General features: G+C 42.8%; 10 protein-coding genes. 4 read left to right on the forward strand and 6 right to left on the reverse strand.

From position 1 onward, the window contains the following. The first annotated feature begins 62 nt into the window (after positions 1 to 62). Positions 63 to 1,253, forward strand: coding sequence for a formate-dependent phosphoribosylglycinamide formyltransferase (purT, locus tag G4420_RS13785; RefSeq protein ID WP_163324385.1), 1,191 nt, complete (start codon positions 63 to 65; stop codon positions 1,251 to 1,253). An 82-nt stretch (positions 1,254 to 1,335) separates the two neighbouring features. Here the strand turns inward: purT and G4420_RS13790 are convergent, their stop codons facing one another. Continuing rightward, complete coding sequence (locus G4420_RS13790; protein ID WP_163324387.1) at positions 1,336 to 4,653, reverse strand: glycoside hydrolase family 2 TIM barrel-domain containing protein; 3,318 nt, start codon at positions 4,651 to 4,653, stop codon at positions 1,336 to 1,338. A 102-nt stretch (positions 4,654 to 4,755) separates the two neighbouring features. Next, positions 4,756 to 5,817, reverse strand: coding sequence for an endolytic transglycosylase MltG (gene mltG / locus G4420_RS13795; RefSeq protein WP_246241639.1), 1,062 nt, complete (start codon positions 5,815 to 5,817; stop codon positions 4,756 to 4,758). Positions 5,818 to 5,991: 174 nt separating this feature from the next. Here mltG and G4420_RS13800 point away from each other — a divergent pair, with 174 nt between their 5' ends. The 3 genes from G4420_RS13800 (at position 5,992) to G4420_RS13810 (ending at position 8,535) form a co-directional block, all read left to right on the forward strand. Beyond that, entirely contained in the window at positions 5,992 to 6,360 is a 369-nt protein-coding gene (locus tag G4420_RS13800) for a four helix bundle protein (protein WP_163324389.1), read from the forward strand. 181 nt (positions 6,361 to 6,541) lie between these two features. Continuing rightward, positions 6,542 to 7,750: an FprA family A-type flavoprotein gene (locus tag G4420_RS13805; protein ID WP_045027872.1), complete on the forward strand. Its 1,209-nt coding sequence runs from the start codon at positions 6,542 to 6,544 to the stop codon at positions 7,748 to 7,750. Positions 7,751 to 7,902: 152 nt separating this feature from the next. After that, entirely contained in the window at positions 7,903 to 8,535 is a 633-nt protein-coding gene (locus G4420_RS13810) for a histidine phosphatase family protein (RefSeq protein WP_163324391.1), read from the forward strand. A gap of 151 nt (positions 8,536 to 8,686) precedes the next feature. Here G4420_RS13810 and G4420_RS13815 read toward each other — a convergent pair whose 3' ends face one another. The 4 genes from G4420_RS13815 to G4420_RS13830 all read right to left on the reverse strand — a co-directional run bounded on the left by G4420_RS13815 (position 8,687) and on the right by G4420_RS13830 (position 12,125). Further along, positions 8,687 to 9,898, reverse strand: coding sequence for a cation:proton antiporter (locus G4420_RS13815; RefSeq protein WP_163324393.1), 1,212 nt, complete (start codon positions 9,896 to 9,898; stop codon positions 8,687 to 8,689). 80 nt (positions 9,899 to 9,978) lie between these two features. Continuing rightward, on the reverse strand, positions 9,979 to 10,515 hold the full coding sequence (locus G4420_RS13820; protein WP_163324395.1) for a DUF2284 domain-containing protein: 537 nt from the start codon (positions 10,513 to 10,515) through the stop codon (positions 9,979 to 9,981). A 46-nt stretch (positions 10,516 to 10,561) separates the two neighbouring features. Continuing rightward, positions 10,562 to 10,927 (reverse strand): DUF2200 domain-containing protein, encoded by a 366-nt coding sequence (locus tag G4420_RS13825; protein ID WP_163324397.1) that lies wholly within the window; start codon positions 10,925 to 10,927, stop codon positions 10,562 to 10,564. A 388-nt stretch (positions 10,928 to 11,315) separates the two neighbouring features. Next, complete coding sequence (locus tag G4420_RS13830) at positions 11,316 to 12,125, reverse strand: ZIP family metal transporter (RefSeq protein ID WP_163324399.1); 810 nt, start codon at positions 12,123 to 12,125, stop codon at positions 11,316 to 11,318. Positions 12,126 to 12,138 lie beyond the last annotated feature (13 nt).

The raw sequence follows: 12,138 nt of genomic DNA on the forward strand, positions 1-12,138 counted from the left end.
TAAAATGTACTATCGTAAATAAATCTATTTTTGCGGCATCAAAAAAAACTGAAAAAACAGGGATGAGCACAAAGGTAGTTTTAGGAACAAAATTTTCGCCGTCGACAACAAAAGTAGTTTTGTTGGGATCAGGTGAATTAGGAAAAGAAGTGGTAATTGAATTTCAGCGTTATGGCGTGGAAGTGATAGCGGTTGACAGTTACGAAAATGCGCCTGCCATGCAGGTTGCCGATCGTTATTATGTAGCCTCAATGCTGGATGGCGAACGATTGGCAGAAATTATCAGAACCGAAAAACCGGATTATATCATCCCGGAAGTGGAAGCCATTGCCACCGACAAATTGTTGGAGTTGGAGCAGGAAGGATTTCATGTAATTCCAACGGCTAATGCCACACGATTGACCATGAACCGTGAAGGAATCAGAACTTTGGCGGCCGAAGAACTCGGGCTCTCTACTTCGCCATATAAATTTGCCGGATCGAAAGAAGAGTTTGAAGCCGCGATCGAAGATATTGGATTTCCTTGTGTGGTGAAACCGATTATGAGTTCGTCGGGTAAAGGACAAAGTGTGGTGAAAAGTGCTGCCGATATCGACTATGCGTGGAATTATGCCATGCAAGGTGCCCGCGGAAACAGCGACCGTGTAATTGTAGAAGGGTTTGTTGATTTTGATTATGAAATTACCTTGCTGACGATCAGTCACGTTGGGGGAGTATCATTCTGTGAGCCGATTGGACATCGTCAGGAAGGTGGCGATTATCAGGAGTCGTGGCAACCACAAGCCATGTCGGAAAAGGCATTAACAGAAGCACAGCATATTGCAAAAACCGTTGTGGAAGCACTTGGCGGCCGCGGTTTATTTGGAGTGGAATTCTTTGTGAAAAACGATACCGTATATTTCAGCGAGCTTTCGCCACGTCCGCACGATACCGGAATGGTAACGATGATTTCGCAGGACTTGAGCGAATTTGCCTTGCACGTAAGAGCGATTCTTGGTTTGCCCATACCGAACATCAAATTTCACGGACCATCGGCAAGTAGCGTGATTATGGTAAAAGGAGAATCAAAACAGGTAGCTTTCTCTAATCTGACAGAAGTTTTGAGTGAGCCGGATACGCAAATGCGTTTATTTGGTAAGCCTGAAGTTAAAGGCGAACGCCGGATGGGAGTTTGCCTGGCAAGAGCAAACTCGGTGGAAGAAGCCCGTGAAAAAGCCAATAAAGCAAGTAGTTCGGTTGTTGTACAGCTATAGTGTGCAATAGGATATAAAAATAAAAACCGGCTTTGAGGAACAAAGCCGGTTTTTTAATGGTTTAGATTAAAGTCTGCCTTTTCTATTTTGTGTCACGATAAATTTGTTGCAAATCTTTAGCTTTCGACAGCGGAACCAGCTTGAATTCATAACTGTAAGCTTTTTCCAACAAGCGGTACTTATCGATTGGGCGTGCGTTTATCGACCACGAATCGTTACCTCCAACGCCTGCCATTTTGTGGCTGATATTCACCGTTAAAGCATCGGCTTTTTCCAGTTCGGTAGGGTGTTGTGCTTCATAAATATTTTCCGCGGTGTATGGCCAAACCGATGTTTGCAGCGGAGATTTACCAAGTACCATCAGCCCTGAGTTATTATTGGTAAGTGCCAGCCATCGCACGCAGGTGTGATTACTGCTTTCCTGCGGTTTGGTGTAGTTGTAGTAGAAGTCGTCCACGCTTCCCTTGTAAATATCGATATCGGCGGCTCCATTTCTGTCCGAATAATTTTCAAAAGGTCCTTTTCCATAAAAGCTTATTTGTTGCAAACTGGTTGATACCCCCATGCTCATTCCAACTCGAATTGGTTCCGGCATTTCCTCTGGAATCGACAGGTCAAAATTCACATCTACGGTTCCATCGTTGGCAAAAGTGTAGTTTAATTTTAAACTTAGCTCTTTGTAAGCGAACTCAACAGAAATGGCAGCCGACGATGCATCAGCATCCATATCAGTTACACTTAGCATTTTCGGAAGATCTTTCCAAATGGCAATACGTTGTTGTGCTCGCCAACCGCGTTCATCGTTATCTGTTAATGGCCGCCAGAAATAAGGTTTCAGTGCAGTTGTGATTACTTGTTTATTTCCAGCTTCGTAACTCTCGATCAACCCACTTTTTTTGCCAATACTCACTTTGAAATTTTTGCCGCTAACCACGACCTGATCATCAGTTTCATCGAAAGTAATATTGTCGGAGTTTATTGCTGTTGCAGCAGTTTCTGCCGTAAACGGAAGTTTGAATTGTTGTTTGGCCAACTCATGACCGGCTTTTGCCCAGTTCTTGTCTTCTTTCAGTTGAACACTGATACGCAACCAATACTCGGCGTTTGCTTTTGGACTAATAGTTTTAAAAGGAATCTCAACCACTTTGTTTGCGCCCGGATTCAGGCTCAAGCCATCCAACGTGCCTGATTGAATTTCTGTTGCATCTTCGTTTAATGTCCAGCTAACCTTGTATTCGTTAAGATTGGCAAAATTAAAACGGCTGAGCATACGAACTAATCCGTTTTCCAGATCAACAGCAGTAATTTGTACTGGTTGCATCACATATTTTGCTTCCCAGGTTTGTGGTTTCGGTGTACGGTCGGATGCAATTACTCCGTTCATGCAGAAGTTATTGTCGTTCGGAGTGTCGCCAAAATCGCCACCATAGGCAAAGAATTCTTTTCCGTTTTCATCAGTCGTAAGTACTCCCTGATCGATCCAGTCCCAGATGAATCCACCGATAAGGTTGGGGTAGCTGTGCATTAAATCCCAGTATTCCTGGAAATTACCCAGCGAGTTACCCATGGCATGTGCATATTCGCACTCCATAATCGGGCGACTGATGTACGGGCTTTTTGCCAGCGCTTCCAAATCCTCGAGATTCGCGTACATGCGGCTGATTACATCCACCCAAAGCGGGTCGGTCGGGTTGGCGGTTCGTCCTTTTTTCCGGAAGGCTTCTGAACCATAAGCAGTGTAATCCGGGTGATCCGGTTGTCCTTGTGCACCTTCGTAATGGATAAAACGTGTTGGATCGAAATCTTTCGCCCAAGCGGCAGCACCGGCGTGGTTTGGTCCTGTTCCCGACTCGTTACCCAACGACCAGCCAATAATCGACGGGTGGTTTTTATCACGCTCCACCATACGAACCACACGATCCTGAAATGCCATATGCCACTCCGATTGATTGGTGAGGTAGCCCATTAAACCATGTGTTTCAATATTGGCTTCGTCGAGCACATAAAGGCCGTATTTGTCGCACATGTCGTAGAAATACGGATCGTTAGGGTAGTGGCTGGTGCGAACCGCATTAAAATTAAAACGTTTCATCAACAACACATCGTTCTTCATATCTTCGTGCGTAACCGATTTCCCGCGCTCATGATCGTGATCATGACGGTTAACACCATATAATTTTATGGACTTTCCGTTTACATACAGCTGCCCGTTTTTTGTCTCTATTTCGCGGAAACCAATTTTTGCAGAGCGTGCTTCAACAACATTTCCGTCTGCATCTTTTAAGGTAAGAACGACAGTATAAAGTGTTGGTTTTTCTGCCGACCACAGATCCGGGCTAATGATTTTTGCTTCCAGTAATCCGAAATATACATTGTCGCGTTGTGGATATCCTTCATAAATAATAGCGTCAACATTTTTGGTGAGTGGTGCCTGCAGAACCTTGTTGTTTTGAGGGCAGTACAATTCTGCTTCCAGTGTCCATCCTTTTGTGTTAACATCGGTTCCACGTGTTATTGTGGGCCGAATCTGAAGCAGTGCATCCTGGTAATTGGCATCCAAACGGGTACGTACAAAAAAGTCTTCAATGGCCACTTTGGGTTGCGCCATAAGCAATACTTCGCGGTGAATTCCACTCATGCGCCAGTGGTCCTGATCTTCCAAATAGCTGCCATCGCACCAGCGAAAAACCTGAACAGCAACTTTATTTTCGCCGGTTTGCACATATTCGGTGATATCGAATTCGGCAGGCAAACGACTACCCTGGCTATAACCCACTTTTTGCTCGTTTACATAAACAAACATGGCCGAACTAACGCCGCCAAAGTGCAAAACAATTTTTTGGTTGTTCCACTCTTCCGGAATAGTAAACGTGCGGACGTACGATCCAACTGCATTATCGCGTGTAATAACAGGTGGCTGCGGAGCTAATTTTGAAGCCACATCGGCATACAACCTACGGTAAACTTCTTCCGTTGACAGTCCTTCTGGTACATCATAATTTTTTTTGTACCAGGCTATCGGATCTTTCTGCGCCTCGGCAGGGAGTTCCGGACGGAAAGGATAACCGGCATTTACATAAATTGGCGTGCCATAACCTTCCATTTCCCAGTTCGATGGAACTTCAATATCGTCCCAGCCGGAAACATCCTGTTTGTAAAAATCAAGCGGTCGGTCTTCCTCCTTTTCTACAAAATTGAACTTCCAGGTTCCGTTCAACGAAATCATTCTCGAGGTTTCGCGATCGCAATTCAGGGCGTTATCGGCAGATTTGTATGAGTAGGAAGTGGCTCTTCCGGGCAGTTTGTTTCTTGAAATATAAGCGGGGTCTTCCCAAATATTGTTTTGGGCAAAAAGTGTTGTAGCACATAAGCTAAGCACAAGGATGATCAGTTTCTTCATTTTAATATCATTCAATTCGTTATCATAAATTATGACGATATAATACAGGTTTACACCTATATTTTTTAGGATGATTCGGGGGATTACGTCAAAATTTGCTGCTTATTTATAAATGCGAAGTTCGTTCAGCGCATCACGGTATTTTTTTGCATTCCGGTTGTGCTGGCTCAGCGTTTTTGCAAAATTGTGATAACCCGAAAAATCTTCGCGGGCACACATGTACAGGTAGTTGTGATCTTCGTAATTCAAAACGGCATCAACCGATGTGATTTCCGGAAAACAGATTGGCCCCGGTGGCAAACCCGCATATTTGTAAGTGTTGTAAGGCGAATCGATTTCGAGATGTTTGTTCAAAACCCGTTTTAAGGAATAATCGCCAACAGCATATTTAACGGTTGGATCGGCTTGTAATGCAATACCTTTATTCAGGCGGTTGATATACAGTCCGGCCACTGTTTTTAGCTCGTCGGGTTTTATAGTTTCCGACTGAACGATGGAGGCCAAAGTAACCACCTGTTGTGGTGTTAAGCCCATTTTTGCAGCTTGTTTTGTGCGCGTGTCATTCCAAAAACGGTCGTACTCTGCTTTCATGCGATGTGCAAATTCTTCTGCCGAAGTTGTCCAGTACATTTCGTAGGTGTTTGGAATAAACATGGCACGGAAGTTCTCCTCGGTAAATCCCCAGTCATTTATCTGTTGGTCATTTGAAAACAGTTGTAATATTGAGGTGGAATCGGCTTTGATGTATTTGCTTACTTTTCCGGCCAGTTCTTCTTTAAAACGAACATTGTTAAAAGTGATGTCTACCGGAGATTGCGCACCACTGCGAAGCATGTTCACCAATTCGTTGGTAGTCATTCCTTTCTTTAACTCGTAACGCCCGGGGCGCATATAATCGGCATATTTTTTCTTTTTAGCCACCCACTTAAAGGCTTTCATGTTAAATAAAATCTCGTTGGTTTCCAGTTTCTCGCTAATGCTTTTAATGTCATCTTCTTCGGTAACAAGAATTACGTAATCGTTTTTTACATTTTCGTCAAATACATAGCGGTATAGCTGGTATCCACGCGCTCCGGCAAGGATAAAGGCAATAGCAAAAAATATAATAATGAATTTCCCAACTCGGGGGAATGTCATGGCACGGCTTTTCTGATCAATCGACATAGTTCTATTTTGAATTCTGCCTCAAAGATAAAATTCTTTCAGATAGAGGAGAAAGATTGATAACAGATTGATGGAGATTGAAAGAAAGATTGAAATAGATTGAAAAAAGATTGTGAGGATTGCAGTCAGGATAATTTTTCATAATTTGGTTATAAATTATAACTCAAATACACTATGACAAATCAAAGCTGGCTTGATTATAAAATTCAAATTCGCGACCGATTAAAAGAATTTGCCCTTAAAATTATAGAATTGTCTGAAATGCTTCCGTCATCAGAAAGAGGCAGAGTGTTAAATAAACAGTTAATCCGGTCGGGCACTTCTGTTTATGCCAATTATCGAGCAGCACTTCGCGGGCGGTCGAAAGCCGAGTTCTTCTCAAAACTCTCAATTGTAGTTGAAGAGGCCGATGAAACTGAAATGTGGCTTGATTTAATTGTCAGTTCAGGAATATTAACAACCTCGTTTATAAAAGACTTGCATAAAGAAAGTTTCGAACTTCTAAAAATACTGGCCTCAATGCGAAAGAGACTCTCGCGATAGAACTGTCAATCTGCATCAATCTCAAATTCAATCTTATTTCAATCTTATTTCAATCTCGTTTACCTAACATTCCCTTAACCCATATTCTAAATAAGCGGGTATGGAAATAATTTTATGGGCTGTCAGCCGAAATTCACTAATTTTGTGCGTGTTTCGAAAAATGATATAAAAACTGAAAATTATGCTACAAGTAAATCTTGCAGAAGATATTTATTATTTGGGATTTAACGACCGCCGTACTCACTTGTTCGAGAACATCTGGCCCATCCCGCATGGGGTTTCGTATAACAGCTATTTGATTGTTGATGAAAAAATCGCGTTGGTTGACACTGTTGAGCGCGCATTTATCGATGATTACCTCGATGCCATTGAAGAGATTATTGGCGACCGCGAGGTGGATTACCTGATCATTAACCACATGGAACCCGACCACTCGGGAGCCTTAAAAGCCATCGTTCACCGTTACCCGAATATTACGCTTGTAGGAAATAAAAAGACTTTTGGTTTTGTGGAATCATACTACATGAAACCGGAAAATATACACATGGTACACGACGATCATGTGCTTGACCTTGGAAAACACAAGCTGCAATTCCAGATGATTCCGATGGTACACTGGCCTGAAACTATGGTGACTTTCGAAGAAACCAATCAAATCCTGTTCTCGGGTGATGCTTTTGGTAGCTACGGAACAATGGACGGTGGTATTTTCGACGACGAAATCAACCTCGATTTCTACGAAGTTGAAGTGATGCGTTATTTCACGAATATCGTAGGAAAATATTGTCCGCATACACAACGCGCCATTAAAAAACTGGCCGGCCTGGACATTAAAATGATTGCGGCAACGCACGGTCCTATTTGGCGCAGCGACCTTAACTGGATTTTGAAACGCTACAACAAATGGAGTTCGTACGATTTGGATCAGGGGGTGGTTATCGTTTACGGATCGATGTACGGAAACACCAAGAAAATGGCAGAAACCATTGCCCGTCAGATTGCAGTTCGCGGTATTAAAAATATCCGTGTTTACGATGCTTCAAAAACACACTCGTCGTACATTATCAACGACATTTTTAAATACAAAGGATTTATTGTGGGTAGCGCGGCGTATAACAATGCCATGTTCCCGAATGTGGAAACACTGCTAACCACCATCGAGCACATGGCGCCGAAAGACCACCTGCTTGGTATTTTTGGTAACTACTCGTGGAACGGTGGCGGCGTGAAAAACCTGAAGACTTTTGCCGAAAAAATCAAGTGGGATATGGTTTACGAACCAATCGAAGAAAAAGGCAATATGAAGGTTCAAACGCAGGAGGAGTTAATTAAACTGGCCGATGCCATGGCTGATAAACTCCTGGAAATGCCTGCTCCGGAAAAGATCTAAGATGATTTTATCAGATAAATCAAAAGCTGCTCTTCGGGGTGGCTTTTGTTTTTTATCCGGATTGTTCCTAACAAAAACATGATATTCTTGTTACACTAACTTATTTGTAACAAAAGAAAAACAGTTTGCCTACGCACAAAATTAAATAAGAAATGGCTACAGAAATAACAATTATACGACACGGAGAAACAGTGTGGAACCGGCAGAAGCGTATACAGGGGCAGCGAAACAGCAAGCTATCTGAAAACGGGATTACACAAGCCGAATTGGTGGCAGAGGCACTGGCAAAACGTGAATTCGATGTACTTGTAAGCAGCGACCTTGAACGGGCTGTTGAAACAGCAAACATCATCAATAAACAACTGGTGTTACCACACGAATACAATGTGAATTTACGCGAACGCTCTTTTGGTATTTTTGAAGGAAAGAACTTTGCCAAGATTGAAGAAAAATACCCCGAAGAATTTCGGCGTTTTAAAGAACGGGATGCCGGGTTTGTTGTTCCCGGTGGCGAAAGTATTGAGCAAATGTATAAGCGCGTTACATCTGAAATTGAAGCTATTGCCCTAAAGTTTAAGGATCAGAAAGTACTGATTGTGTCGCATGGTTTGGTGCTGGAGATGATGATGTACCGAACCTTTAATTTAAGCTTGAATGAGCCACGTTCTTTCTCCATAAATAATTCATCAATCAGCTCGTTTTACATCGACGGGAATAATTGGTTTTTAAAAGAATGGGGCGTAATAGAGCACCTGGTTTCGTTGAATGTACTTACTGAACTTTAGGATTTCCGTTCTTGATGTATGTTTTTTCAAAACGTCATTCTAAAAATCCTATTTATTGACCCCTCCCCGAAGGGGAGGAAATATCCCCCTTTGGGGGATTATAGGGGGTGATAAAATGAGTATACACAATATCTAATCTGAAAATATCTTCCTATTCAACCTCACCAGCTGTTTTTAACGATAAACGCGAAGAAATCGGTCCAATAATTTCATGAATAAGTGCTGCTCCAATAACTACACCCATTATCATTGAACCGGTTTCTTTAAAGACAGGATCTTTGGTGAGCAACAGCGCCAGGCCAATTACTATCCCGCCTTGTGGAATTAGTCCGCCGGCTGTGTACTTTTTCACTTTCGGACTGGTGCTGAATAGTAGTGAGCCACTGTAAATACCGGCAAACTTACCGATCATCCTTGCGATGATGTAAATAACGATGAGCAAATAGCTACCGGTAATTGACGATAGTTGCAAATGTAATCCAGATAGTGTAAAAAAGATCACAAAAATCAGTTCGTCGGTGTAGCGTTCGATGAGTTTAAATATTTTATCCGATATCGGATTAAAATTGGCAACAACGGCTCCCAGCGCAATGGTAGACAGCAGCGACTCGAAACCAAAATATTCCGAAATACCGTAACTCATCAATATCGCTCCGAACGTTAATACAATCAATGTTCCTTCTTCCTGTTTGCTAAAAATTTTGGTGATAAGCTGAAATACAAAACCAATTACCGCGCCAATAAGAATGGCTCCGCCAACATCAATTCCCAGTTCAAGAACTGTTTTTCCTATATTGATATCGGTGCTGCCCAAAAAGAAAGCGGCAAATGCGGTTACCAGTGTGTAGATGACAATTCCCACAATATCGTCGAAAGCGGCAATTTCGAGCATTGTTGAGCTTACTTCGCCTTTAGCCTTGTATTCGTGAATTACGGCCAGCGTTGCCGACGGATCGGTTGGGGCAGCCAAGGACGCTAACACAAGACTAACGGCCAGTGCTACACTCGTAAATTGAAAAGTTGGTAGAAAAAAACGTAGGCTCAGAAACATGAACAGGAAAACCATTAAAAAAGCAAACAACGACTCGAAAAGGGTGAGAAAGAATATGGTTTTTCCGGTGGCACGTAATTTCTTAGCCGATAAAGAGCCGCCAATTGAAAAGGTGATAAACGATAAGGAAACTGAAAGCAGCGGATCGGTGTGTCCGACAAATTCGTCCGACATTATTCCTGACAGATCGGGATTTAGCAGAATTCCTGCAAGGATGTACCCCGATATTTTGGGGAGTTTTATTTTTTCAGCGAGTTCGCCCAGTAAATATCCCGTGAAAATTAAGAGCCCAATACTTAAAATTACGTTCATAAAAAGTTGTTTTTAGCGGTCTTTTTACGGGCCATTACAGAATAACCATTCAGCTTGCAGATGGTTTTCGAATATCCGGTTTATTCGATCAAGAGTATGGCAATCCGGTTCATATCTCCAGGATTGTTGGCTACCACATTAATTTTCATGCCGGCGTTTTGTACGGTTTGGTACACATCTACTGCAAAACTTTCGGGGCTGGGGCGTGCGTTTCTTTTGTCGTGGCAGTCGAGACGGTTGCCCGAACAATCGCGGCAAAGGGTACAACAGGTTTGGTTTAACAGGAAAACTTTTGGGTGGTTCATCAGAAATATGGCCCGTTCAACACCCAAAAGTTTGTTGGTCATTTCCCGCGACCAGTTGGATGGATACGCATCTTTATCGGCAAATTTGTTCAGCTTAATAAGCAGTGCACTTTTGTATTCTTTAAAGAAACGCTCGCACTCGTCAACGGAAGGCGTATTAGGCGGGCACGATCCAAGACCATAGTCGCTACATCCAAAATAACACTTTACGCGCACCCATTGCGCCACAACAATTTCTTTCGGATCGATCCATTTGTAATCGGTAAGTTCCTGCTTTTTTAGCAGGCCTTCTATTTGGTTTTTGTTAGTCATTTTGTTGGTTTGATATTGGAATAATGCCTTAGCTTTTAGTTCTGATTTACTTCTCCCGCAATATCTTCTCCATCTTTTTGCCCTTTGCCAGTTCGTCAACCAGTTTATCTAAATACCGTACCTGTTTGGTCAGAACGCTATCAATTTCCTCAATCCGGTATCCGCAAATTACGCCCTTAATTAATTCCGCATTTGGGTTCAGGCTTGCTATCCCGAAGAACGTTTCGAATGTCACCTTCTCATCGATCATTTCCTGCAGCTTATCGTCATCAAAACCGGTCAGCCACTCAATTACCTGGTGCAGCTCTTCTTTCGACCTTCCTTTTTTCTCCACTTTTGTTACATAGTGCGGATATACTGCCGCAAATGTCATTTCCGCTATCCGCTTGTTATGCTCCGGTGTAGTTTTCATATTCATTCAATATTTTCAGTAATGTTCGTGTTTACTCACCTAAAAGTAACCATATTTCTATTACATTGAAAAACTTTGTACCCGGGCTTAATCATTTAATTACGGGGCAAAAACTTTGTGGGAAACGTTTAATCATTTAATCACGGCCCGGAAAATTCGTGGGAGGTGGTTAATCATTTAATCACGAGCAGAAAACATCGTGGGAAGCGTTTAATTATTTAATGACGGGGAAAAATCATTTTCGGCAATTATTAAACATTTAATGATGAGCCGAAAGCACCGTGTTGAGCTTTTGATCATTTAGTTTTTAGGCAACCACTTCCCAGCCGGCCTATTTTCATTAATACACAAGCCGAAACTCAGCGGAAGAAGAATGATCGTGTTTTGTTTATCCCAAAGCAACATCCAACAGCATCATGGTAGCAAAACCCAACATGGCACCAATGGTCGATAAATCGGTTTCGTTGCCTCGCTGCGATTCCGGGATCAGCTCTTCAACCACCACAAAAATCATTGCTCCGGCTGCAAACGAAAGTGCGTAAGGCAGCAGTGGTTCGATGGTTAAAACCAGGTAAGCTCCCAGCACTCCGGCCATTGGCTCTACAATTCCTGAAAGCTGTCCGTAGTTAAAAGCTTTCCAGCGCGAGAGTCCCTCGCGGCGCAGCGGAATAGAAACTGCCGCTCCCTCGGGGAAGTTTTGCAGCCCGATTCCCATGGCTAAAGCAATGGCTCCGGTAAGAATCCCCATGTCGGGATTATTGGCCAGGGCACCAAAAGCAACACCCACAGCCAAGCCTTCAGGTACATTGTGTAAAGTTATAGCCAGCACCAAAAGGATGCTTCGTTGCCAGGTTGTTTGAATTCCCTCGGCTTTGTCGATAGACAAACCAAGGTGAAGGTGAGGCAGAATTTTGTCGATCAACAACAGAAAAGCACCTCCGGCCAAAAATCCGATAACTGCCGGCTTCCACGACAATTCTCCTTGTGCTTCTGCCATTTCGATTGCCGGTTTCAAAAGCGACCAGAAACTGGCGGCAATCATTACGCCTGCTGCAAAACCGAGCATCGAATTCAAAATCTTTTTATTTATCGACTTAAAGAAGAATACCATGGAGGCTCCGGCTGCGGTTAAAAACCACGTGAAAAGTGTAGCACCCAGTGCCAGTAATATGGGATTATATTCTAATAGTTTCTCCATTATTCTAATTTTT

The organism is Draconibacterium mangrovi, assembly GCF_010586825.1.
In the GTDB taxonomy this organism is placed as follows: domain Bacteria; phylum Bacteroidota; class Bacteroidia; order Bacteroidales; family Prolixibacteraceae; genus Draconibacterium; species Draconibacterium mangrovi.